The organism is Rhizorhabdus dicambivorans (genome assembly GCF_002355275.1).
GTDB lineage: Bacteria > Pseudomonadota > Alphaproteobacteria > Sphingomonadales > Sphingomonadaceae > Rhizorhabdus > Rhizorhabdus dicambivorans.
The window spans coordinates 23,452-47,487 of record NZ_CP023453.1; the positions used below are offsets into that span (position 1 = coordinate 23,452).

General features: G+C 63.5%; 13 protein-coding genes and 7 pseudogenes. 10 read left to right on the plus strand and 10 right to left on the minus strand.

The window, feature by feature from the left end:
• The first annotated feature begins 1 nt into the window (after nt 1).
• Together CMV14_RS26215 and CMV14_RS26220 are read left to right on the plus strand one after the other, a co-directional pair.
• The gene (locus tag CMV14_RS26215; protein WP_066969789.1) at nt 2-1,552 is read left to right on the plus strand and encodes a DHA2 family efflux MFS transporter permease subunit; all 1,551 of its coding nucleotides are present in this window, start codon (nt 2-4) and stop codon (nt 1,550-1,552) included.
• Nucleotides 1,553-1,765: 213 nt separating this feature from the next.
• On the plus strand, nt 1,766-2,107 hold the full coding sequence (locus CMV14_RS26220; protein ID WP_066969792.1) for a hypothetical protein: 342 nt from the start codon (nt 1,766-1,768) through the stop codon (nt 2,105-2,107).
• Between the two features lie 208 nt (nt 2,108-2,315).
• Here the strand turns inward: CMV14_RS26220 and CMV14_RS26225 are convergent, their stop codons facing one another.
• Together CMV14_RS26225 and CMV14_RS26230 are read right to left on the minus strand one after the other, a co-directional pair.
• A complete protein-coding gene (locus CMV14_RS26225) occupies nt 2,316-3,689 on the minus strand; it encodes a DUF7986 domain-containing protein (RefSeq protein WP_062734668.1) in 1,374 nt (457 codons plus the stop codon).
• Entirely contained in the window at nt 3,690-4,259 is a 570-nt protein-coding gene (locus tag CMV14_RS26230; protein WP_013849886.1) for a recombinase family protein, read from the minus strand.
• A gap of 140 nt (nt 4,260-4,399) precedes the next feature.
• On the opposite strand from CMV14_RS26230, the pseudogene CMV14_RS26235 reads away from it, so the two are divergent.
• From CMV14_RS26235 to CMV14_RS26245, 3 genes and pseudogenes are all read left to right on the plus strand, one after another.
• Nucleotides 4,400-6,412, plus strand: a pseudogene (locus CMV14_RS26235) (Tn3 family transposase); the annotation flags it as partial.
• Between the two features lie 120 nt (nt 6,413-6,532).
• Nucleotides 6,533-9,442, plus strand: a complete 2,910-nt coding sequence (locus CMV14_RS26240; protein ID WP_006961814.1) for a Tn3 family transposase — start codon at nt 6,533-6,535, stop codon at nt 9,440-9,442.
• Nucleotides 9,443-9,584: 142 nt separating this feature from the next.
• A complete protein-coding gene (locus CMV14_RS26245; RefSeq protein ID WP_096367885.1) occupies nt 9,585-10,388 on the plus strand; it encodes a recombinase family protein in 804 nt (267 codons plus the stop codon).
• 146 nt (nt 10,389-10,534) lie between these two features.
• On the opposite strand, the gene istB is transcribed toward CMV14_RS26245, so the two are convergent.
• A complete protein-coding gene (gene istB / locus CMV14_RS26250; RefSeq protein ID WP_066970386.1) occupies nt 10,535-11,335 on the minus strand; it encodes an IS21-like element helper ATPase IstB in 801 nt (266 codons plus the stop codon).
• A gap of 11 nt (nt 11,336-11,346) precedes the next feature.
• On the minus strand, nt 11,347-12,867 hold the full coding sequence (gene istA, locus CMV14_RS26255) for an IS21 family transposase (RefSeq protein WP_096367681.1): 1,521 nt from the start codon (nt 12,865-12,867) through the stop codon (nt 11,347-11,349).
• Nucleotides 12,868-13,104: 237 nt separating this feature from the next.
• Here istA and CMV14_RS26260 point away from each other — a divergent pair.
• A pseudogene (locus CMV14_RS26260) lies at nt 13,105-14,079 on the plus strand (Tn3 family transposase); the annotation flags it as partial.
• 80 nt (nt 14,080-14,159) lie between these two features.
• On the opposite strand, the gene CMV14_RS26265 reads toward CMV14_RS26260, so the two are convergent.
• From CMV14_RS26265 to traA, 4 genes are read right to left on the minus strand one after another with little or no spacing between them, the layout of a single operon-like run.
• A complete protein-coding gene (locus CMV14_RS26265) occupies nt 14,160-14,456 on the minus strand; it encodes a WGR domain-containing protein (RefSeq protein WP_066969757.1) in 297 nt (98 codons plus the stop codon).
• 41 nt (nt 14,457-14,497) lie between these two features.
• The gene (locus CMV14_RS26270) at nt 14,498-14,902 is read right to left on the minus strand and encodes a hypothetical protein (protein ID WP_066969759.1); all 405 of its coding nucleotides are present in this window, start codon (nt 14,900-14,902) and stop codon (nt 14,498-14,500) included.
• Between the two features lie 2 nt (nt 14,903-14,904).
• The gene (locus CMV14_RS26275) at nt 14,905-15,603 is read right to left on the minus strand and encodes a DUF6118 family protein (RefSeq protein ID WP_066969761.1); all 699 of its coding nucleotides are present in this window, start codon (nt 15,601-15,603) and stop codon (nt 14,905-14,907) included.
• A 15-nt stretch (nt 15,604-15,618) separates the two neighbouring features.
• Nucleotides 15,619-18,726: a Ti-type conjugative transfer relaxase TraA gene (gene traA / locus CMV14_RS26280; RefSeq protein ID WP_066969796.1), complete on the minus strand. Its 3,108-nt coding sequence runs from the start codon at nt 18,724-18,726 to the stop codon at nt 15,619-15,621.
• Nucleotides 18,727-18,899: 173 nt separating this feature from the next.
• Here traA and traD (CMV14_RS26285) point away from each other — a divergent pair.
• The 4 genes and pseudogenes from traD (CMV14_RS26285) to CMV14_RS26305 all read left to right on the plus strand — a co-directional run bounded on the left by traD (CMV14_RS26285) (nt 18,900) and on the right by CMV14_RS26305 (nt 22,994).
• A pseudogene (traD, locus tag CMV14_RS26285) lies at nt 18,900-19,204 on the plus strand (conjugal transfer protein TraD).
• 37 nt (nt 19,205-19,241) lie between these two features.
• A complete protein-coding gene (gene traD / locus CMV14_RS26290) occupies nt 19,242-19,475 on the plus strand; it encodes a conjugal transfer protein TraD (protein WP_066969765.1) in 234 nt (77 codons plus the stop codon).
• 5 nt (nt 19,476-19,480) lie between these two features.
• Nucleotides 19,481-21,153, plus strand: a pseudogene (locus CMV14_RS26295) (type IV secretory system conjugative DNA transfer family protein).
• Nucleotides 21,154-21,895: 742 nt separating this feature from the next.
• Nucleotides 21,896-22,994: pseudogene (locus tag CMV14_RS26305) on the plus strand (replication initiator protein A).
• A gap of 60 nt (nt 22,995-23,054) precedes the next feature.
• On the opposite strand, the pseudogene CMV14_RS26310 reads toward CMV14_RS26305, so the two are convergent.
• Nucleotides 23,055-23,360 (minus strand): annotated as a pseudogene (locus tag CMV14_RS26310) (ribbon-helix-helix domain-containing protein).
• Nucleotides 23,357-24,011: pseudogene (gene parA, locus CMV14_RS26315) on the minus strand (ParA family partition ATPase). Before parA ends, CMV14_RS26310 begins: the two co-directional pseudogenes overlap by 4 nt.
• Nucleotides 24,012-24,036: the final 25 nt, after the last annotated feature.

Genomic DNA, 24,036 nt, shown 5'->3' on the forward strand with positions numbered 1-24,036 from the left:
CATGGCCACAGCCCTAGCCGCCCGTGCAGCGACCGAACCCGCCGGGCCATTGACCGGCGCCAGGCTCATCATCGCCGCGATCGCCGTCGGCCTCGGCAATTTCCTGGTCGTGCTCGACACGACGATCGCCAATGTGTCGGTGCCGACCATCGCCGGATCGCTCGGGGTTTCCTCGTCGCAAGGGACCTGGGTCATCACCTCCTATGCGGTGGCGGAGGCGATCACCGTCCCGCTGACCGGTTGGCTCGCCAAGCGGTTCGGCGCGCAGCGCGTGTTCATCACCTGCTATCTTGCCTTCGCCGTGATTTCGCTGCTCTGCGGCCTTGCGGGCTCGCTCGGCATGCTGATCGGCGGACGCGTCCTGCTCGGCCTGTTCGGCGGGCCGATCATGCCGCTCTCGCAGATGCTGCTGCTGCGCATCTTTCCGCCCCGGAAGGCGACGCTCGCCACCGTCATCTGGGCGATGACCACGCTGGTCGGGCCGGTCGCCGGTCCGATCCTTGGCGGCATCATCTGCGACAGCATCGGCTGGCCGTGGATCTTCTTCATCAAGGTGCCGGCCGCGGTGGCCGGCGGCCTCACGGTCTTCTATTTCCTGCGCGGACAGCCGGACCCCACCGCCCATGCGGTGATCGACAAGGTCGGGCTCGCGCTCCTGATCCTGTGGGTCGGCGCGCTGCAGATCATGCTCGACGAAGGCCGCAACCACGACTGGTTCGCTGCCGCCGAGATTCGCTGGCTCGCCGCGATCGCCGCCATCGGCTTCGCCGCCTTTCTGATCTGGGAACTGACCGAGAAGAACCCGATCGTCGACCTGCGCATCTTCCGCCATCGCGGCTTCGTCGCGGCATCGGTCACCTATTCGGTCGCGTTCGGCGCCTTCTTCGCGGCGATCGTCCTGCTGCCGCTCTGGCTCCAGCAGAACATGGGCTATACCGCGACCTGGGCCGGCTATGCGACCGGCATCATGGGCATCTTCGCGGTCCTGTCCGCGCCGAGCATCGGCAAGCTTGCGGAGAAGGTCGATCCCAGGCTGATCATTTCGCTCGGCATCCTCGGCCTCGGCCTCACCGTCGCCTGGCGGATGATGTTCAATTCCGACGTCACGTTCCTGCAGATGGCCTGGCCAACGCTCCTCATGGGGCCGTTCATGGTGATGTTCTTCGTGCCCGTCACCGGTCTTGCCATGGCGAGCGTCGAGCCGGACGAGCAGGCGACCGCCGCCGGTCTGTCCAACTTCATGCGCACCCTCGGCGGCGCCTTCGCGACGTCGATCGTCCAGACCGGCTGGGCGAATGCGACCCGCAGCAATCAGACCGAGCTCGCCGGCGCCATGCACCAGGGAGAGGCGACGCTCCAGGAGATGATGGCCGGCGGCATGTCGCATGAGGCCGCGACCGCGGCCCTGACCGGGATCGTGGAACATCAAAGCGTGATGCTCGCCACGCTGAACATGTTTGCCGCCATCACGATTTGCTTCGCGTTCGCCGCCACGCTGATCTGGCTCGCTCCGAAGCCCAGCGGTCCGATCGATACGAGCGGAGCCCATTAGGTGGAATACCATCCCGTGTCCTCCACCTTCGTCCTTGGCAGGTCCGCCGTTGCACGGGGCGCACCGCACTCCCCCACGGCGGCTCCGGCCAACCTGCCAGCCGACAATCGCCCCCACCCGGCGCTTCTCCCCCCAACGCCGGGGTCGGCTGGCAGGTACCTTCCCGCGCCGGAACCACCTCAAGGTCGCGCTCCTCTCGAAGATCCATCAGACATGAGTGACGGCAGGGCGCTGACGCCGCCAGAGCGGCAGGCGCTGCTCGTAGGTCTCAACGATGCGCGCAATAGGCACAAGGTCCGTGCTCCCGTTGCTCTCAATCGACGCCCCGCGCTGCTCCGCCTGATCCTGGGGCACGCCGGTTTTCCTCCTCTCGCAAACCCGCACCTGGAAGCGCTCCGCGCCTTGGCGATGCGGCTAGGTGCCTGCCGCGACCGCCTCGACGCAAAGGAGGATGGGCACGCATTCGACACCCCGCTTCTCGTCTCAGCCGCCCGCTTTGTCAGGGAGCAGTCGAAGGGCGAGCCGCCCACCACTTTCAGCCCAACCGGTCGGTGACGGCTCCGACGCACCCGCCGATCTGAAGGGTGTACGGGTTTTGGAGCTTGATCGACGATGGGGCGATGCCTTCTGCTTGACAGAGATAAGGCCCTCTGGTGCTAGTCACATTCCCGTTCGATGGCTCCGAAACCTTGGAGAGGGCATCGCGTGGAAGGTACGCCAGACAACGCTAAGCGAGAACATTTCAAGAACCGTATGATGGCCGTTACCGCCGGAGGTCGCTAAGCCCCAGTTCTTCCCACATCCATGTAAAGTCATAGGTGCCCATCGGATCGGCGGTGCCCGATTTTGCCGCGCCATTTTCGATATATTTGAGCCAGTCGGCTACCTTTACCCGCCCCGCCTTTGTACAGGCCAGAACGCGTGGCGTCTTGTGGCTGAGGGCTGGGACCGGCTCATCGAGCGTTTTCGTATATTCACGGGTCAGCATATCGTGAACGATGCGCTCCATTTCATGCGGTGGAATATCCAGCGCCTCGTCCTGTGGCGTGCGGGCGGCATCGTCGGCCATAACCTGATCGAGCGTCCGGATTTCGGCCATAGGCGCGCTCACGCAATCACCAAGCCATTCGCCCATCTGGGTAATTGCTCGCTCCGCGCGGGCGGCACTGTTTACCTCGACGATCAGCTTGCGCCCTGCCAGTTCCACATTGGCAAAAACCGGCGTGCCGTCATCCATGGTCGTGACGAAGGCCCGCTTGCCTTTGGTCGCTTGCGGCTTCTTGTTCTTCGTCGCTGGTGCCAGCCAGTTCCAGAAACTGTCGCTGGCAGGTTCCAGCCATTGTGCCGCGTTCAGCCTTCGGATCAGGCTCTTGCCGACCACGCCTTTCGCCAGCGGAAAAACGATACGGTGGAACACCAGGTCATCGCCGTCGGCGTTGACCATATCCGGCGCGCTGCCGGGCATGGCCTTGCCCAGACAGTCGAGCAGCCACATGTTCGTGAACATCGGTCCCGATGCTCCCAGAAGCGCGTCCCGATCGGACGGGTCCAATTCCGCAGTGTCCTGAGTTTCGTCGGCAAGTCGGGAAAATGCATCGACCACTCGCACGGCGCCCTCAGCGCTGAACGGCAACAGCGCTCCGGAAATGCCATGGCGCCCGTTCACGTCGACAACCCTTGCGGCGATCTTGTCCCAGTTGACCAGGGTCTGGGTTGCACCGTGTTCGCGCACCGTCACCGGAGCAACGTCGCGCAGCAGATCGCGCAAGGTCATCGACTGACCAGGCACGACTTCGCTGACCTCATAGAGCGACATGACCGTATCGCGTAACGCGCGCATATAGGCCTTGTTCGGCGCCTTTTCGTTCCAGCCCCGGCGCTTGAGATAGTCATCGACCAGATTGCGACCGTCGGGTTCCAGTTCCTGCGTAAGCAGATCTTCAAAGGCGCAGCCCCATAGCGGCCCTTGCCAGTGATCGCCAATTATCTCGAATATGGCGTCAGGCTCGAGTCCGGTCGCTTCGCTCGCCGGATCGAGATGCGCGGACAGCATTTCGGCCAATGCCTCATCCCATGGCGCGCGATCCGCATATTTCATCAGGCCGGAAAGATCGTGAGCCGATTTCGATCTGGACATTCAGATGGGCCTTTCCACGCCGAGGCGGCGCATTTCTCGATAGATGGTCGATCGGCCGATGCCGAGTTGTCGTGCTGCTTCTGTCGGCGAGATGCTCGCTTCGACCAGTTTGATGGCGGCATGTACCTTGGACATGTCGAGCGGCTGACGGCCGGGCAACTTGCCTTTGGCGCGCGCGGCGGCGATCCCATCCCTGGTTCGCTCGGAGATCAGTCTCCGCTCGAAATGGGCGATGGCCCCGAACACATGGAAGATGAGTTCGCCGGCGGCCGACGATGTGTCGATCTTTTCCTCAAGACTCAGGAGCGCGATGCCCTGGCCGCGTAGCGTCTCGACCGTGGTGAGCAATTCGGCGAGCGAGCGCCCAAGCCGATCGAGGCGGACCACCGCCAGCGTGTCGCCCTTGCGGGCATAGGCGATCAGTTCGGCCAGACCGGGCCGCTCCATGCTCTTGCCCGACATGACGTCGGTGAACACCTTGATCGCGCCGGCCTCCTCCAGACGCATGGTCTGTCCAGCCACGTCCTGATCGCCGGTGCTGACGCGGGCATAACCCAGAATATCGCCCATCCCGTGCGTCTCCCAAACGGTCGTTCTGTGGACGATCTGAAGGGCGATCGCTTCGCCCCATCCATATCCGTCCACATACTATGTCTCTTTACTCATGGCTGTCCATAGGCCCAGATGACCTTTTGTGGACGGGAATCGGAATGACGAAGCGTAAGCATCAACTCCTGACCGAGAGCGAACGCGATCAGATCCTCGCCATCCCGAGCGAGCGCGACCATCTAGCCCGGCTCTACACCTTCGAGCCTTCGGACATCGAGATCATCGGCGCACGACGGGAGCGACGGAACCAGTTGGGTGTCGCGCTGCAACTCGCGCTCTTGCGGCACCCGGGCATCACACTGGCGCAGTTGATACAGGACAAGGGAGCGATACCCCATGATCTCGCCGCCTTCGTCGCGGAACAACTTGGTCTACACGTAACCGACCTGGCCAACTATGCAGCGCGGGATCAGACGATGACGGACCATGCCCGCGAGCTGGCGATGCGAGCGGGCCTTCGTGGACCAACCCGCGCCGACATTCCCTTCATGATCGAAGCGGCCGCGAAAACGGCATGGGCGACCGACAAGGGGATGACGATAGCGATCGGCGTTGTCACCGCCCTTCGCGAGGCCCGGATTCTACTGCCGTCCATCTCCACCATCGAACGCGCCAGTAGTGCGGGACGCGCGCGTGCCCGCAAGCAGGCTGCCTACGCCCTGATCGCTGATCTTAGCGCCGAACAGGTCCACGCCCTCGACCAGGTCTTTGACGACGCCGGCGGCATGAGCCAACTCGCTTCGCTCAAGACCATTCCCGTTGCGGCCAGGCCCGATCACATCCGCCAGATTCTCGACCGCCTGCGGCAAGTGCGGAAGATCGGCATCTCCCCGGACGTGGCTGGCCGCATCCATGCCGACCGATTTCGGCAATATGTCAGGGAAGGCCGCGCTTCGCCTGCCTATATGATCGAGCGATATATTCCCTCCCGACGGCGCGCTACGCTGGTTGCGTTCCTGCTCGACCTCGAGGAACGACTGACCGACAGCGCCTTGGAGATGGCGGACAAGCTGATCGGCAGCATCTTCACCCGCGCGAAGAACGCCCAGGCGCGCAGCTATGCCACCACGTCAAAGAATGTGGCGCGGCTGATGCTGATCTTTCGCAGGACAATCGACGCATTGACCGATGCGGTCGATACCGGCGAAGATCCAATGGAGGCCCTGGACGCATCGGTCGGGTGGAACACCCTCCTGAAGGCGAGGCCAGAAGTGGCGACAATCGCGGAAACCGCCAACCTTGATCCGCTGACGGTGGCGGCCGACCGCTATGCGACGTTGCGCAAGTTCGCCCCCGACCTGCTTGAGGCGCTCCAGTTCAGGGCCGGAAAGGGCAGTGCAAAAACGATCGCCGCCATCGAGATGCTGCGCGACCTCAACAGGTCGGGCAAACGCGATCTGCCTGCCGACGCTCCGATGCCCTTCCGCAAGGAATGGCGGAAAATCGTCGTGGGCGATGACGGCAAGATCAACCGGCGTCTCTGGGAAATCGCGACGATCGCGCATCTGCGCAACAAGCTGCGTTCCGGGGATGTCTGGGTGGAGCGATCGGCAGGATACCGCCGGTTCGACAGCTACCTGCTCAGCGAACCCCAGGCGAAGCCGATCGTGTCGGCTCTCGGTCTGCCACCCACAGCCGGCGAATGGCTCGAACAGCGGGGCCGCGAACTTGACTGGCGGCTTAAGAAATTTGCCCAGCGCCTGAAGCGCGACGCTCTGGAGGGTGTGCGATATCGCGACGACCGCCTCCAGATATCCCCCGTTCGCACGATCGCGACGCCCGACGCCGAAGCGCTGGCCGACCGGCTCGATGCCATGATGCCACGCATCCGCATCACCGAGCTACTGCATGAGGTGGCGCAGGAAACCGGCTTTCTTGCGGCGTTCACCAACCTGCGTACCGGCGAGCCGTGTCCCAATGAAAACGCGCTGCTCGCCACGATCCTCGCCGATGCGACCAATCTCGGCCTGTCGCGCATGGCGGCGGCGAGTCAGGGCGTCACGCGCGATCAGCTCCTCTGGACCCATGACGCCTATATCCGCGACGACAGCTACCGCGCGGCGCTGGCCCTCCTCATCAACGCGCACCACCGCCTGCCATTCTCACGAGTATGGCCCAGTCGGCCCGAAGCTGCGATTTTGGTCATCTTGGAGAACACGTCGGGAACGGGCTGGTTGTTGTTGACGATCGCCCATGCGAGGAACGACGTTCCGCTCCGATAAGGGAGCGGCGTTATGAGCCTTGGCGTTTCGAGTGGGGATCTGATCGGCTCCTGGAGCCTGAGTTTTTCGGACATCGCGTTCGTGACCGGCAAAGCGGAGACGGCACGACTGGGATTGGCGGTTCAGCTTAGATTTTTCGCCGGGCATGGCTTCTTTGTGCCGGATCATGCGTCGATACCCTCCGACGGTGTCTTGTATCTGGCGGAGCAACTTGGTCTCGATGCCAAATCCGTGAACCACTATGATTTTTCCGGGCGCACCGCCCGCCGGCATTGCGCGGAGATTTTGCGGCATCTCGGGTTCCGCCGTATGACGCAGACGGATCGCAGGGCGTTGTCGAGGTGGATTTCCGACGATCTTTGTGCGGGCGGGCAGCCGATCAATGCCATGCTCGAGCATGTTTTCCTGTGGTGCCGCGACCGCCGTATCTATGGGCCGTCGCGCAAGGAGCTGGAACGCCTCGTCCGTTCGCAACGACACCTCTATCTGGAGGCCCTGTTGGCCCGAGTCCGCGATCGGCTTGCGCCGGATGCGGTCGCCTTGCTGGAAGCCTCGCTCGCCGATCCCGATGGCCCGACCGGCTTCAACACGATGAAGGGGGATGCAGGTCAGGCGACGCTCGAAAACATTCTTGGCGTGACCGCCAAACTCGCCTTTATCCAACGGCTTGCTCTTCCCCGAGATTTCCTATCGGTCACGGGCAAGGCATGGGTCGATCAGATCGTTCGCCGGGTTGCCGGCGAGAAAGCCTCGGAGATGCGCCGGCATGTACCGGCGCGCCAGCTCGGGCTCTATGCCGTTTATCTGATGGCGCGGGAAGCTCAGCTTACGGATGCGATGGTCGACCTGCTGATCGAGACGGTCCATAAGATCGGATCGCGCTCGAAACGCAAGGTGGTGGGCGATATCGCGAAAGACATCGAGCGGGTCTATGGCAAGGAGCGACTCCTGGTCGAGATTGCCAGCGCTTCGATCGACGATCCATCCGGGCGCATCTGCGATGTCATTTTCCCAATCGCCGGCAAGGACAAACTGGCGGCGATCATCAAGGAAAGCCAGGCAAAGGGCGCCTTGGATCGGCGGATCTACAAGGTGATGCGGAGGTCATGGGCCAATCATTATCGCCGTATGCTGCCAAGCCTGCTTTCGGCACTGGAGTTCCGGTCGAACAACGCCGTGTGGCGTCCGGTGCTGGCGGCCCTGGACTGGATCAGAAGCAAAGTGGATGATGGATGCCGCTACGTGCCGCCGCACGCAGTGCCGGTCGACGAGGTCATTCCGGCGAGATGGCGCAGTTCCGTCATTGATGAAGAGGGGCGCGTAAACCGGATCAGTTATGAGCTTTGTGTCCTCGCGCAACTGCGCGATCGCATCCGTTCTAAGGAAATCTGGGTTGTCGGGGCGGACCGATACCGCAATCCCGATGACGATCTTCCCAAGGACTTCGATGCGCGGCGAGAAGCATATTACACAGGATTGAACCTGACGGCGGATGCGCGTGCATTTTCAAGCGCCATCCGGGAAGAGCTTGCTCAGGAACTGTTGCTCCTCAATGCCAATATTCCCCGGAACGACAAGGTTCGGCTGCTGTGGCGCGGCGAGAACCGTATATCTCTCACCCCGTTCAAACCCTTGCCCGAACCCAGGGGTCTCGCCTCGATCAAGACCGAGATCGGCCAACGCTGGCCGATGACCGGGCTGCTCGACGTACTGAAGGAGGCTGCCCTTGATACGGGACTTCTCGAAGCGTTCGAAACATCGGCCTCGCGTGTTGCACTGCCGAAAACCGCGCTGGATCAACGTCTCCTGCTATGCCTCTACGGCCTGGGAACGAATGCCGGGCTCAAGCGGATCGCCGGCGCCACCCCCGATGTCAGCTATGAAGAGCTGCTGCATGTCCATCGCCGCTTCGTTCATGCCGCGGCGCTCAAGGAGGCGTGTGCCAGGGTTGCGAATGCGACCCTGGCAATCCGCAATGCTGCAGTCTGGGGGGACGCCGGCACGGCCTGTGCGTCAGATTCCACAAAGTTCGGAGCCTGGGATCGCAACCTGATGACGGAATGGCATGCGCGTTATGGTGGACGGGGCGTCATGATCTACTGGCATGTCGAACGACGCGCGACATGCGTCTATTCCCAGCTCAAGCGCTGCTCTTCCTCCGAGGTCGCCTCCATGATCGAGGGCGTGCTGCGCCATTGCACCGACATGGAAATCCAGCGACAATATGTTGATAGTCATGGCCAAAGCGCGGTTGGCTTTGCATTTTGCCGGCTTCTCGGATTTGAGCTTGCACCCCGCCTGAAAGCGATCGCTCGCCAGAAGCTGGCTCTTCCCGATGTCGGCATGCGAACGCGGCTTCCCCACTTGCAGCCGATCCTCTCCAGTCCGATCAACTGGGATGAGATCGAGCAGCAATATGACGAGATGGTCAAATATGCAGCCGCGATGCAGACAAAAACCGCCGACCCGGAGGCGATCCTGCGCCGGTTTAGCCGCTCCGAGGTGATGCACCCGACCTACAAGGCGTTGAGTGAGCTGGGCCGCGCGGTCAAGACGATCTTCCTGTGCCGGTATCTGCGCGAGGAGTCCTTCCGCCGCGAAATTCATGAAGGCCTGAATGTCGTTGAAAACTGGAACAGTGCCAATGGGTTCGTTTTCTTCGGCAAGGGCGGCGAGATCGCCACTAACCGCATCGATGAGCAGCAGCTCTCGGTCCTGGCGCTACATTTGCTGCAAGCGTCGCTTGTCTATGTGAACACCCGAATGCTTCAGAGCGTGCTGGTGGAACCGAAATGGACGGGCCGGATGACGCCGGATGATTATCGCGGCCTCACACCGCTGATTTACAGCCACGTCAATCCTTATGGCCGCTTCGACCTCGATCTGAATAGCCGGATCGATTTTGGGCGGCTTGCTGCCTGACCGGGGCCTTTCCGCTCGCACCATTTGGGTGCACCCGAACGTGACGATCGGAAGTGACATATACGACATGTCACAAAAGGGTGGTTCCGTCACCAATGTTACTGTACGAGGGCAAAGCCACCCTAATGTGACGGATTTGCCCATGACCCGCGTCGGCTACGCCCGCGTCAGCACCATCGACCAGGATCTCGACATCCAGGTTGCCCGGTTGAAGGCAGCGGGCTGTGAAATCCTCCGCTCCGAAACAGGCTCGGGCGCATCGCGCACTGGACGCACGGAGCTTGAGACGATCATGCAGTTCCTGCGCGCCGATGACGAACTCGTCGTCCTGCGTCTCGATCGGCTCGGTCGCTCCACACGCGATGTTCTCAATCTGGTTCATGAACTCGACCAGAAGGGAGCCTCATTGCGGGTGCTTGAGCCGGAGGTGACGACGGCCGGAAGCATGGGGCGGATGGTGATCACCATTCTGGGCATGGTCGCGGACATGGAACTGACGTTCATCAAGGACCGGCAGCGCGCCGGGATCGAGGCGGCGCGCGCCGAAGGCGTCTACAAAGGCCGGAAGAAAAACATCGATGACGATGAAATCCGACGCCGGATCACCGCCGGCGCGAGCAAGGCCAGCGTCGCGCGCGACCTCAAGATCTCAAGAATGACCGTCTATCGGGCGCTTGACGTCATTCCTTCAAGGATCGGGCTGCCGGAAAAGCCGCCTTCTGTCACCATCGCCCTGCATCTGACCATCGAGAACTTCAACAAGCATGGTCGTGGCAGAAAGCCCGCTCGCGAGCGCATTGAGGCGATGCTGGAGCGGGATTACCAGATGCAAAAGACCGGGAACTGCGATTACACGCTGACCGTCGCCTATGATCAGGGTGCCGATGGCGTCAGCCTCGATGATGAGATCGCATCTCTCCAGACAGAGATGTCAACGCCGGGATAAAAACGGGCCAGGCACCGGTTTAAAATGGGGCCAGTTGGTTTGAACAAAAAGCCCCAAGGTTGAGGCTGGGCAGCATCGGCAGCGGGGAAGCGGCTGGAGCGGAGCGGAAGCCGATTTCCCGCTGCCGATGGCCGCCCGTTCTTAGGTCATTTATCCTCCCCCTTGTCCTTCTGGCGCTTGCGGCTGCTGGCGAGACGGAAGCTGTCACCATTCATCTCGAGAATGTGGACGTGGTGTGTCAGCCGGTCGAGCAGGGCGCCGGTCAGGCGTTCGGAGCCGAACACCGATGTCCATTCATCGAAGGGCAGATTGCTGGTGATCAGCGTGCTGCCGCGTTCATAGCGCTGGCTGAGTACCTCGAACAGCAACTCGCCGCCCACGGCGGTGAATGGTACATATCCCAACTCGTCGAGGATCAGCAGCTTTACAGATGCCAGATGCTTTTGCAGGCTGCGCAAGCGACGCTCGTCGCGAGCCTCCATCAGGTCATGGACCAACGCCGCGGCCGTTGTGAAGGCCACGCTGTGCCCTTTCTGGCACGCAGCCAGTCCTAGCGCGAGGGCGGTGTGGGTCTTACCGGTGCCGCTGGGGCCCAGCGCAATGACATTACGCCGCCGCTCGATCCATTCACCGCGCGCCAGTTCCAGAACCAAGGCCTTGTTCAGTGATGGCTGGGCTGCAAAGTCGAAGGTGTCAAAGCTCTTGGTGTGCGGGAAGCGAGCCATGCGGATACGGCGCTCCACCATCCGGCGCTCGCGATCAATCCGTTCAAGTTCGCACAGGCGCAGCAGATAGCGGGGGTAATCGGCCCGATCCTGCGCGGCCTCGAAGGCGACCTTCTCATACTCGCGCACAAAGGTGGGCAGCTTGAGCGCTTTGAGATGGTTGGCCAGTAGTACAGCGGGCGGCACGCTGGTGGGTTCGGCCTCGATGGCTGGCAGCGGCATCATGGGATCACTCATGCTGCCACTCCCGTCGCTGGAGTGCCTGCCTGCGAGAGCAGGCCCATGTAGGTGCGCGGATCGGTACGCCCGACATTCGCGCGCGGCAAATGCGGGTAAAATTGCAGATCGAGGCGCGGCACACGCTGTTCGAGGCGGGCCAGCGCGATCATCTTGATCGCATCGAAGCTGATTGCCCCCATCTCCAGCGCGCGGGCCACTGCCCATTCCACCAGGGACTGCTCGAAGCGTTCGCATAGCCGCAGCACCTGGATGAACTCGCGCCGTCCCTCTTTGCCGCTGCGCGCCTCCATCAGTCGTCGGATGCGATGCATCGGTTCAGCCAGCACCCAGCCATCGAGCGGCGCTGCCTGATCAAGCGCGCGGGGTTTCTGTTCTAACAGCGCCAGATAGTGCAGCGGGTTGGCAATGAAGTCCTCCCGCTCATAGCTGCGCGGATGCACTGCGATCAGCTCCCCGCCACAGATGATCGCAACCCGATCGACATAGCCTTTGATTACGACCTCCTGGTGGGCATAGGCCGTCGGCACCGAATAATCATTGGTACGATAGCGCACCAGCGACATCGACGAGGCCCGCCCCGTCACCATATGGCAGGGATCGAACGGCACCGCCGGTAGCGGCATAAAGGCCGCCAGATCAGCCACCAGCCTGTCACCGATGCTGCGCTCATGCCCGCGCAAGATGGCCTGTCGTCGCTCCATGCATTGTTCGACAAAGCGCGCGTTCAGCGCATCAAAGCTGGGCGCCTCTGGCCTCGGCACCATGAAGTGGCGCCGGGAATAACCGACCAGCCCCTCGACCTTGCCCTTGTCGTTACCCTTGCCGGGGCGCCCGAATTTGTCTTCGAACAGGTAATGGCTCTGGAGGGTCGAGAACATCCGGCTGCGCTCGCGCTTCCCGTCGCCCAGGATCTGCGCCACTGCCAGCTTGGTGTTGTCATACAGGATCGACTGCGGGATGCCGCCGAAGAAGGCAAAGGCCGCCACGTGCCCTTCGCAAAATGCCTCAGCCACCTCGGCAGGATAGGCTTTAACGAACGGCGCATCGCTGTGCGGCAGGTCCATGCAGAAATAGTGGAACCGCACCAACTTGCCGTCGATGATCCCGTCCGCCTCACCAAAATCCACCTGCGCATGCCCCGGCTTGTGGCTCAATGGTATGAACACCTCGCGGCTGCGCAACTTGGCGCCCGCCACATAGTCGCGAACAATGGTGATGCCGCCGGTGAAGCCATGTTCATCGCGCAGACGCTCGAAAATACGCGCGGCAGTGTGTCGCTGTTTGATGTGAACCTTGCGGTCATCCACCAGGATTTGGTCAATGATGTCGGTAAATCCGGACAGCTTGCGGCTGTAGGTTTGCCCGCTCCGGCCGTGCGCTGCTGGCTCTGGAAAGCACAGCATCTTGTCGACGGTCTTGCGATTGATCCCAAAATACCGGGCGGCAGCGCGACGGCTCATCCCGTCAATCAGCACGGCGCGGCGGACCTTCTGATAAAGCTCCACTCTCTTCATCCTCCACCTCCGCCCAAAAACGGAGGTCTAGCAGGACTGGCCCCTTTTTAATCCGGTGAGACTGGCCGATCCGTGGCCCCTTTTATTCCCGGTGTTCTCAAGAGATGTTCAACATCGCAGAGAGCTACAGGTGCTCGATCGAGACCGATGTTTACGAGATTGGAGGACAAGAGCGAGCCTGGTAGATCGCCATGTTCAATCTTTGTTCTTCAACATGGCCAAAATCGCAGCTTCGGGCCGACTGGGCCAGTATGGGGCGACGGCACCACGTCCAGTTCCGATGGCCAGTTCTTCAGGGCCGCGAAGCGCGGCGCGTCGGGCGGCGATATCAACGCCCGCTATGGCGTCGATCATGGCTTCAGCTTCTACACCCATAATTCTGATCAGCGCGCGCCCTACCACGTCAAAGTGATCTCGGCCGCGACGCATGAGGCGCCCTATGTCCTCGACGGCCTCACCAGCCACGGCACCGATCTCAGGATCGTCGAGCATTACACCGACACCGGCGGGGCGACCGATCATGTCTTCGCCCTGTGCGCGATGCTGGGATTTCGCTTCTGCCCGCGCCTGCGCGACTTCCCCGACAGGCGGCTCGCGCCGATCGCGCCGGTCACGGCCTATCCGTCCATCACCCCGCTGTTGGGCAAGCGTATCCGCACCGACATCATCGGTGAGCAATGGGAAGACGTGCTGCGCCTCGTAGGGTCGATCAAGGCCGGCCATGTCGCGCCATCGGTCATGCTGCGAAAGCTCGCTGCCTACGAACGGCAGAACCAGCTCGATGTCGCGCTACAGGAAATCGGCAAGATCGAGCGGACGCTGTTCATGCTGGACTGGCTAGAAAATCCCGATCTGCGCCGGCGATGCCATGCCGGTCTCAACAACAGCGAGCAGCGCCATGCCCTGACGCAGGCGATCTACACATTCCGCCAGGGCCGCATCATCGACCGCAGCCACGAGGCGCAGCAATATCGGGCGTCCGGCCTCAATCTGCTCGTCGCCGCGATCGTCTATTGGAACACGATCTACATGGATGCCGCCGCCCAGCATCTACGATCAACATCGGTCGCGGTGCCTGATGATCTACTCGCCCATACGTCCCCAGTAGGTTGGGAGCATATTGCTTTCTCGGGCGATTTCCTCTGGGATCGAGCAGCCGCTTCCGCTGGCCGCAAGGCCCTCAATCTGCCGCCGGATAGCCGCGCCGCCTAAGCGTTCGCTGATTGTTCGCCCTTAGCGTTGTTTAGCGTACCATCCACGCTATGCCCTCTTGGATCCTCCGCCGAGCGGGCTTAGCCGGCCTCGGCCGAACCGCTGGCGGGTGTCATAGTCTTATAGACCACCCCGATCCGGTTCTCGGCGGTGCCGCGCCGGCGCAAGGTCGCGGCGATATGACGGTCGGCCGCCGCATGATCGTCGAAGGCATGGTGCTGGGCCTGACCACGCGCCCCAACCCGGCCCCAGCGGGTTTCGACCACGATCATGCCGAACAGGTCGAACCTAGCCACAATGCTGTAACGCCGCCGGATGTTGCGTGCCGGATCGAGCGCCACCAACTCGATCGGGTCAGGGAGAATTGCGCCTTTCATGGCGCAAAGCCTACAAAATCGCGTCCGCGAAGTCCGACGACTTATTTGAAGCAGTGGCGCGTGATTGATTCACCCGCTGAATCAGTGAGGGCAAGAGGAGGGAAGGATGCAGCGATATAGGCCAGCACCGCCCGCTCGATCCCCGGCCAGCGCGCCGGCGCGTGCGCGGGGTGCGCCATCTGCTCCAAACTGACGTTCGCACCCATCGACACAACCTCGCGCCAGAAGCACAGCGCACGCGGTATCCAGCGTTTGGGCGAGGCGGAGAGCGCGATTGCCATCCAGCCATGCGCGTCGGGTTCGGTGAACCCCAGGGGCTCGACGCTGCCGTACATCCACTCGCCGCGCTTGGCCTGGGGCGGCGCATCCTCCCGCGCCTCGGCGCGCACCGTCCGGTCGATCAGCGCCGGCAAGGTCGTTCGGTCCAATTCGGCGGAAACCTCCATGCCTATTCCGTCACCTTCACGTCGATCGTGCAGCGCACCGCCTTCTTCGCCTTCGCGGCCTGTTGCTGGCATCGGTCGATCGCCTCGCTATTATCCTTCACCAGATTGGCCCCGGCGACGATCGCGCGCCACCCGTCCGCATTGGCGGTTCGCATCAAATGCTGTCCCGCATCGAATATCGAGGGTTCGTCCAGCACGCGCGCCGCCACACGCTCGGGCCATTGCCAGCTCGCCGGCGCGAGACGCGCGATCGGCCCGCCCATCAGCGCATAGAGGAATAATCCGAACACCAGGCCGCCCATGCCGGCCCATATCAGCCACATATTCTGCTCGTCGCCCCGGCGCGCGGATGCGACCATGTTTTGCAGGTCGTGCGCCGCACCCGCCATCGCCGATTTCGCCGATTGAACCTGGTGCTGCAATTCCCGTGTCGCATCGGCGACCGAAGCGTTTAAACGCTGCCCCATCGTCTCCGGGGTGAGCGTCATCGCCGGCTTCTTGGCGAGGCCATCGATCTGGTGGACCAACGCCACCAATATCTTTTCGGTGCGCTCCAGCGTCGGCTCATAGTCGGGAATGTCGATAGTCTCGCGCGCGGCGGTCAATCCCTCCACGGCCGCGCGCAGCAACGACACCTCACGCCCTAGCTGGGCGAACGCACGCGCCGCGCCATCCTCGCCTTCCCGGTCATCCTCGTCCATATCCGTTTTCTCTCCCTATCGGCTCATTCCTCGATCGCGGCCGATCTCCAACCCCCGCGACAATTCGCGGCCAAGGTCGCGGCTCTGGCTCATGCCGATCTCTAGCCCCAGCTCGCGCAAGCGGTCGCGCAGGATCGATTCCACCTGTGGATCGCGCTCAAGGCTTTTCGCCATGCCCGCCATTTCCTTGCCCGCCTTCTCACGGCCCGTCATGTCGCCGGCGCGATAAAGCCGGTCGCGGTCCTGGGAGAGCTGTTGCCAGCGTTCTACGAACCGATCGGCGCGCAAGGCAGGATCGGCGCGCACGCGCGCTTCTTGGCGCATCGCCTCGATCATCGGGCCGCTGCGCCCCGCCGCTGCGTCGTGCAGCAAGACTGGATCGCGCCTGTAGGCCGCGACCATATCGTCCGACGCTCCCGGCCTGATCTGGTCGAGCGCCTGCACCGCGCGCTCGAGCGCGACTTTCTGATGCTCGAGGACGGGCGCGCCCGATGCGCGGGATTGCAAAACCGCCTCGCTCGAGCGCGACGCCCACTCGACGGCGCGGACAAAGGCGCGGTCCTGGTTCTGCTCGTGGGCCTTGGCCGGCGCCGGCGTCGCCGGCGTCGCGTCGAGCTTCAAGCCGGCGAACATGCCGCGTTTCGGCTTGTCGCCCTGCGCGCGCTCTTGCGCCGGCGCTGGGCGCTCGGCCGACAGCTTCAACCCGCCGAACATACCGCGCCGCAGCTGTCGCTCGGCCGCGGCCTTCGCATCGCCAGCGCCGCGGTCGCCGGCATCGCGAACCGCGCGTGGATCTTCGCCCATCTGGCGCATGGTGCCCGCCCGCGGACCTAGAAGCTCCACGCCCTTCCGCTCGGGTGCATCCGCAACGCGGATCTCGCCCGACAGCCCGCGCTGATCGGCGAACGACTGCGCCTCGGCGTCCCGGTCCCGATACATCGGATAGTCAGACGCCATATCCTTCGCCCGCTCGCGCCCCAGCGTGCGGACAAGCCGGGACACGTCGGCGAAGTCATCGCGGCCGTAATGGATCTGCGCTCCCTCACGGTGCCGCGACAGCGCCACATAGGCGGAATGGCGGTCCATCCCCGGCGTCGCCAGCACATGCCCCTGATCGACCGTCACGCCCTGCGATTTGTGGATGGTCGCGGCATAGCCATGATCGACATGGGCATAATCTTTCAGGTCGAATGCGACGCGGCGGCCATCGTCAAGCCGCACCGCCATGCTGTCGGGCGACACGCGCACGACCTGGCCCAGCGTGCCGTTCTTCACGCCTAGTCCGCGCTCGTTCTTGAGGAACATGATGCGGTCGCCGCTGGCGAACTCCCGCACGCCCCGCTCGGCCGAAATCCGCACGTCCTGCCCCAGCTCGCCGGCGTCGCGCAGCCGATCGCGCGCGGCCAGGTTCAAATCCCGAACCTCGGCATTGGTGTGGGTGAGGATGATCCGCGTCTTGTCGGGATCGGCAAGCCGCTGCGCGTCCCATGTGTCGATCAGCTCGGCCCGCGCCGCCTCGCGCGTCTCGGCCGCGTGGACCATGCCGTGCTGCTCATAGGCATGGATCGCCTCGCCGGTTCGACCCGTCGCCAGCGCCCGCGTCGCGTCGCGTTGCCAGTCCTCATGCTGGCGGCGAACCTCGTTGATCTCGGCCGCCCCGTAGCGCTCGGCAAGGGACCGGAACGCCGCGCCGGCCTCGATCGCCTGCAACTGCTCGGCGTCGCCGACAAGGACCACCTTCGCCCCTGCTTGGCTTGCCTCGGACAGCACGCGCTCCATCTGGCGCGTGCCGATCATCCCGGCCTCGTCTATCACCAGCACGTCACGCGGGCCTAGCAGCTCGCGGCCCTGGCCCCACTGATATTCCATGCTGGCGATCGTGCGCGACTGGATGCCGGAGCCGCCTTCCAAGCCCTCGGCCGCGATCCCCGACAGCGCCGCACCGCGTACCTGATAGCCGGCCCGCTCCCATTCGTCGCGCGCAACGCCCAACATGGTCGATTTGCCGGTGCCAGCATAGCCGACGACGATGGCAATATCCTTGCCCCCTGTTATATGCGCCAGCGCGGCTTCCTGCTGGCTCCCCAGCTTAAGGCCCTCACTCCCGGCGGTGGACCGTAAGGACTGCTCCATCGCCGGGAGACCATGCGCCTCCCGTCCTGCAAGCCGATCGCCGGCGCGCTCCAACCGTTGCTCGGTGTCGATCATGTCGCGGGAGGTAAAGCGATCCTCGCCGCGCCCATCCTTCCCCAGCGCCACCAGCTCGGGCGAGGTCCGTACCGCGCTCATCACCTGATCGAACTGATCCTTGCCGTCGCTGTGGCGGAACGCGAACTGCGCCAGGTCGCGCCGGGTGAACGTCGCCTGTTGGCGCGAGATCGCATCCAATGCGATCTCGGGCCGCGCAATGATCTTCTCGCCATTCTCGCGCGCGATCCGGGCATGGTCCTCGACCCGCTCGGCCTCAAGCCCCTGGTCGGGCATCCGCGACGCAGCCGGCCCGATCTTGTGTTGCGGCTCTAGGTCGATCCCCTGCGCCTCCAACGTCCGATGATCTATGCGGGCGTCAATATCCAGCTCGGCCAACCGCTCGTTGACGTGATCGGCCCAGGCCTCGCGCCATTCTTGCAAGAGCGCCGTGCTGTTCCACTCGCGCACCTTCTGGCCGAAGCCCTCCGGCCCTACTTCGCGCATCGACAACATGACATGCGCGTGCGGCTTGGGTTGCCCGTCCTTCCCCAGGTCCCAATGCACATTCATGTCCGCGACCATGCCGCGTTCCACGAACTGCTTTTCGACGAACTCGCGGGCAAGCTGGACGCCCTGCTGCTGGTTCAGCTCGCGCGGAATCGAGAACTCGACCTCGCGGGCAAGCTGCGCGTCCTTGCGCTTCTCGCGGGCCTCGACCTCGTTCCACAAGGTCGCGCGATCGTTTAAACGCTCTGGCGCACCTTGCGGAGCCATGATTTCCGAATGAACGACGCCGGCCTTATTCGAGAAATCATGGTCGCGCCCGAGTCGGTCATCGTGCAGCCGTTCCGCCGCGCGATAGGCCGCGCTGGCAACGGCGCTCGATCCGTTGGCGCGGCTGATGATCTTGGCCGAGAAATGGTAGATCGCCATGATGGCAACCATACTGCCCTTCTTAGCGCACGTCGGCAACGACGTATAAGCGCGCACTCAAACTCTCTGCTGTTCGCATGATTGACTTCGCCGCATTTCTTAATCGAAACGCTCCTAGCGCGCGCGACCGTGCTACGCTGCGGCTTCTTGTTCATGAGCGCGAGGGAGAGAAGATGCGGAAGGTGCGCGACTATGACGCAGAGCTGCGGGCGCTGAACGACAAGGCGCGCACGCTCAAGGCGAAGAAGGTGCAGCAGCTCGGCGAGCTGGTCACGTTCACCGGGGCCGATGCGCTCGACCTCGACACGCTGGCCGGCGCGCTCATCGCCGCCGTGGAATCGACCAGCGCGGACGAAAGGAGGCGTGGCGCGTGAAGGGCGCGGCCTTTTTTCAGCGGCGCGGGCGCAAGGCTCGCAAGGGCGATGCTGGCAACCGACAAGGCGGCGGCGAAGCTGCGACAGGCGACGTACCGCGTTGAAGCTGCCGCGCGCCGCACCGATACGAGGGGATGGGTCGTGGCCCGACGCGAACGCACCCGCCACCTCATAGAGCTGGGCGGCCTCGTCCAGAAAGCCGGCCTGGTCGATCTCACCGACGACGATCGCGCGACGCTCTACGGCGCGATGCTCGATCTTGCCGCCAGGGCGCGGGCGCGCGAGGATGGCAACACGCTGGCGCTGTGGAAGCGGCGGGGCAAACGCGCGTTCGATGCGGAAGCCGACGCGCACGATGAACGGGGGGCATCGTGATAGTCGTGGAATGGTTCCGCCAGCTCGGCCGCGCGCTCCGCAACGTCGCCCGCCTATCGCGCCGCAATCCGATATGGGCGATCACCGCCCTGACCCTTAGCCCGATCGCGCTCATTCGGCACCTGTTCGGCGTGGCGATGCTGTTCCTGATCGTCGGCCTGGTGCTGGGCCTCGGGATGCCGCTCCTGCTCGGCAAGCTGCTCGGCCTGCCGCGCGACTCCCTGATCTATCAGCCGGTGATGATGCTCACCGGCCTGGTCGTGATCCTCGTCACCCTGCGCGCCCTCTTTCAACCGCTGATCCTGCGCTATGGCGGTCCCGACAGCGACGACACCCACGGCTCGGCCCGCTTCGCCACGGCGAACGAGACACGCGCCCTCGCCCGCGCCGATACCGGCCTGCTGATCGGCCGCGACATGAAAACCCGCAAGCTGCTGCGCTATCCCGGCACCGCCCATCTGCTGACGATCGCGCCGACGCGCACCGGCAAGGGGGTGGGCACGATCATTCCCAACCTGATCGACTATCCCGGCCCGGTCATCTGCATCGACCCCAAGGGCGAGAACGCGATCGTCACCGCGCGCGAGCGCGCCCGGTTCGGCCCGGTCCATGTCCTCGACCCGTTCGGCATCACCGGCCTACCCTCGGCCGCGTTCAATCCACTCGATCGCATCGACCCCGCCGGCCTCGATCTGGCCGACGACGCCATGACGCTCGCTGACGCGCTGGTCTATGACGCTCCCGGCGAAGCCGGCGAGGCGCATTGGAACGACGAAGCCAAGGCGCTGATCGCCGGCCTGATCCTCCATATCGTCGCCAGCGAGCTGCCCGCGACCCGCACCCTCGCCACGCTGCGCGATCATCTGACGCTCGCCCCGCAAGCCTTCGCCGCCCTGCTCTCTGACATGCAGGCACAAGGCGGCCTGGTCGCGCGCGCCCGCCAATCGCCACCTCGGCAAGTCCGACAAGGAAGCCTCGGGCGTGCTGTCGGCCGCGCAGCGCCATACCCATTTCCTCGATTCCCCACGCATGGGCCAGGTTCTCGGCCGCTCGGATTTCGCGTTCGCCGACATGAAGGCATCGCCGGCGACCGTGTTCCTCGTCCTGCCCCCCGATCGCATCGCCGCCTATGCCCGCTGGCTGCGGCCTGATGATCGCGCAAGCCCTCACCGATCTGTCGCGCGGCGGCGCGGCCCCTGCCCGCCCCGTCCTGTTCCTGCTCGATGAATTTGCCGCGCTCGGCCGTCTCGATCCGGTGGAACGCGCTATGGGCCTGATGGCGGGCTACGGCGTCCAGCTCTGGCCGATCTGCCAGGATATTCACCAGCTCCGCGCGCTCTACCGTGATCGCGCCGGCACCTTCTTCTCGAACGCCGGGGCATTGCAGATATTCAGCGTCAATGACCATGACAGCGCGAAACTCGTCTCCGATCTGCTCGGCCAGGAAACGGTGATGTTCGAGACCATGAGCCGCGCCTTGATGCGGAGGAAACCGGAATCTCGTTCGGCGTGCAGCATGTCGGCCGCCCGCTGCTGACCCCCGATGAAGTCCGCACGCTGCGGCCCGACTTGGCAGCTCCTGTTCCTCGCGGGCCAGCGCCCGATCGTCGCCACCAAGCTCGCCTATCATGCCGATCGCGAGTTCGCGGCCGGTTCGATCAGGTGCGGCGGCGTTTAAACGGCGCGGCGAGGATCTACACGCAGAAAAGCGCCCTGCCCTGGGAAGCCCGTAGAGCGGCATGGGACGCTCGACCTTCCCGACCCTTCCAAACGCCCGAAATGAGGCTGGGCGCCCCGGAAGCGCGCCAGTCGCGACGTTTCCGCCTGCCCTGCCCTTTCGAATGGATCGCCGCCCTCTCCGCTCGGCTTCTTGGAAAGCCAATTCGCGACGGTGGAGCTGGGCGCGAAGCTGGCAGGATGGGCGCGGCGGTTGGGCAAATCCCATACACCAACAAAAAGCGTGCCGGCAAAGCCGGCTCATTATGGGGATGCCGGGTGGGAGGATCGCTTTAGCGATCCGGGGCGGCCGAAGGCCGTGAGCCGGCGGGGCGAAGCCCCAAGAGGCGGTGCTTTCTTCTTTCTTTTGTGGTGGGACGGTGGGTGAAACCACGACGCCGGAAAGTTATCCACAGCCCGCCGAGTGTTAAAATATGGGTTTAGTGATGTGTTACGGAAATTTGCCATGCGCGGAAAGGCGCGGAAATCCTCGGTTTTTGGGATGATTTTGCCTCGCGGTGAATCAGCTCTGACGAAAAAGCGAATCCAGAGTGACGAAAAGGCGAATCCACTCTGACGATAGCGCCAGGCACCGCCCCTGCCCCGCAAGCGTAATCGAAATGACGATAGCACGGCCCCTGAATCTGAAATGACGATATCCGCTTGCGTATGTGAAATGACGATAGTAGCTCTCTGTCACTGAAATGACGATAGACCCCTCCCCTTCCCTGTTCGACACCCCGCCCCCCGCCGTGGACGGCGACGATCGCACGCCCCTGCTGCCGGTGCGGCATCCCAACCAGGACTTGTTCATCTGCGACGTGCTGGACGCGATCCCGAAGGACGACATGGCCTCGATGGAGCATCCGGTGTTCTCGCTCTCCACCAAGCCCGACAACCGGACACGGCGCTACGAGCATAACGGCAACGTCATCGAGATTATCCCCTCGGGCAAGGGCCTGGCGACGATCCATGACAAGGACATATTGATCTACTGCATCTCGCAGCTCGTCGCGAAGATGAACCAGGGCGAGCAACCTAGCCGCACCGTTCGCCTGCAAGCCTATGACATGCTCGTCGCCACCAACCGGCAAACCAGCGGTGAAGGCTATAGGCTGATGGCCGACGCCCTCACCCGCCTGCGCGGAACCACGGTGCGGACCAATATCCAGACCGGCGGCATAGAGGAAACGCGGATTTTCGGCCTGATCGAAGAAGCCAAGATCACGCGCAAGACATTCGATGGCCGGATGCTCGATCTTGAAATCACCCTGTCGGAATGGGTCTATCGCTCTGTTATCAGCAAAACGTCCTGACCCTGCACCGGGATTATTTCCGGCTCCGCAAGCCGTTCGAGCGGCGCATGTATGAGCTGGCCCGCAAGCATTGCGGCATGAAGGACGAATGGAAGATCGGGCTAGAGCTGCTACAGAAGAAATGCGGCTCCAACAGCCCGATCCGGGTTTTCCGGGCCTTGGTCAAAAAGGTCTGCGAGCATGACGCGGAACACGGCCATTTTCCCGACTATGCGGTGACGATGGACGATGACGTGATCCTGTTCCGCAACCGCTCCGGCCTCAAGGCGTCGCCGCCGATCGCGCCAGCGCCGGCGACGATGCGCCCTATATCGACTCGGAAACCATGCACGACGCCAAGACCGCCGCGCCAGGCTATGACGTTTACGCGCTCTATGACGAATGGGTGTCGTGGTGGCACGACATGGGCAAGCCCGAACTCAAAAGCCCTGCCGGAGCCTTCCTCGGATTCTGCAAGAAACGGCACGAACGCAAGCCATTGCGCTGATCCCGGCCTTTGCCGGCAAGTGAGCAAGTTCACATGTCCGCATGTTTGCATGTGATATGCTCACTTGCCTACAGGACTTTCCCCCATCTTTCGCAGCCAGTCGTTGAACGCCTCGGCCATTGCATCCTGTAGACTCATGCCATGCTTGCGGGCGGTCATGTGCATGGCGAACGACATTTCCGGGCTGAAATAGCCCGTCATCGCCTTCTTGCCCTGACGGCTCGGCGCAACCGGGCTGCTGGCGGGGCCTGGGCCGGTGCTGGCGGCGATCGGGCGCGACCGCCCTCCCCTCCGGCTCGGCCGACGCCGGCGACGGCGCGGGGGTCGCGATCCCGCAATGCAAGCAATGAATCCCTTCCGGCTCATGCACTGGCCCTCCATTTCCTAGATGCTTGCATATTTACATGCCCGCATGTCCACTTGTAAAGCTGCTGCACCTCGTCGGCCGCTTTCCCGCTTGGCTCGATCTCCATTGCGGTTTTCCCCTCCGGCCGCCGCATGGCGGAAGGCGGCGCGGTCGCGATATGGTGCGGGCAGGCGTCCAGCCCATAATCCTGCAACGACTGCGCGGCTTCCTCATACATGCGCGGCGCGGTCGGGCTTCCTGCGGTGAAGATCACGAAAGCGGGGCTTGCCGCGCATTTTCACAAGGCTGGCGGTCGTCTTGATCGCGGCTAGGTCGAACGCGCTAGGCCGACAGGGGATCAACACCAGGTCGGCCGCCTCGACGGCGGCGCTGGCGGCGCTGTCGGCATGGGGCGGGGTGTCGATCACGATGAACTGCGCGCCCTGCGCCGTCGCCTGCTTCGATCTTGGCGGCGAGGCGAGGGGGCGCGCTGTCGATCACGACCGGGGGCGCATCCTGCCGCCATGCGCCCATTGGCTCGCCGTCGCCTGCGGGTCTAGGTCGATCACCAGCGCGGTATGCCCGGAATCCTCGGCGGCGGCGGCCAGGTGCAAGGCGAGGGTGGTTTTCCCCGCGCCGCCTTTCTGACTGATAATCGCGATTGTTGGCATGTGAATGTCCTTACATGATCGCATG

What these genes read in the sequence shown, in the direction of transcription:
- CMV14_RS26275 (WP_066969761.1), bottom strand. Translation starts at nt 15,603, where the DNA reads ATGGACGAGGATGACCGGGAAGGCGAGGATGGCGCGGCGCGTGCGTTC.
- istB (WP_066970386.1), bottom strand. Translation starts at nt 11,335, where the DNA reads ATGCCGCTGCCAGCCATCGAGGCCGAACCCACCAGCGTGCCGCCCGCT.
- CMV14_RS26225 (WP_062734668.1), bottom strand. Translation starts at nt 3,689, where the DNA reads ATGTCCAGATCGAAATCGGCTCACGATCTTTCCGGCCTGATGAAATAT.
- istA (WP_096367681.1), bottom strand. Translation starts at nt 12,867, where the DNA reads ATGAAGAGAGTGGAGCTTTATCAGAAGGTCCGCCGCGCCGTGCTGATT.
- CMV14_RS26230 (WP_013849886.1), bottom strand. Translation starts at nt 4,259, where the DNA reads ATGGGCGATATTCTGGGTTATGCCCGCGTCAGCACCGGCGATCAGGAC.
- CMV14_RS26265 (WP_066969757.1), bottom strand. Translation starts at nt 14,456, where the DNA reads ATGAAAGGCGCAATTCTCCCTGACCCGATCGAGTTGGTGGCGCTCGAT.
- CMV14_RS26245 (WP_096367885.1), top strand. Translation starts at nt 9,585, where the DNA reads ATGACCCGCGTCGGCTACGCCCGCGTCAGCACCATCGACCAGGATCTC.
- CMV14_RS26220 (WP_066969792.1), top strand. Translation starts at nt 1,766, where the DNA reads ATGAGTGACGGCAGGGCGCTGACGCCGCCAGAGCGGCAGGCGCTGCTC.
- CMV14_RS26270 (WP_066969759.1), bottom strand. Translation starts at nt 14,902, where the DNA reads ATGGAGGTTTCCGCCGAATTGGACCGAACGACCTTGCCGGCGCTGATC.
- traA (WP_066969796.1), bottom strand. Translation starts at nt 18,726, where the DNA reads ATGGCGATCTACCATTTCTCGGCCAAGATCATCAGCCGCGCCAACGGA.
- CMV14_RS26215 (WP_066969789.1), top strand. Translation starts at nt 2, where the DNA reads ATGGCCACAGCCCTAGCCGCCCGTGCAGCGACCGAACCCGCCGGGCCA.
- CMV14_RS26240 (WP_006961814.1), top strand. Translation starts at nt 6,533, where the DNA reads ATGAGCCTTGGCGTTTCGAGTGGGGATCTGATCGGCTCCTGGAGCCTG.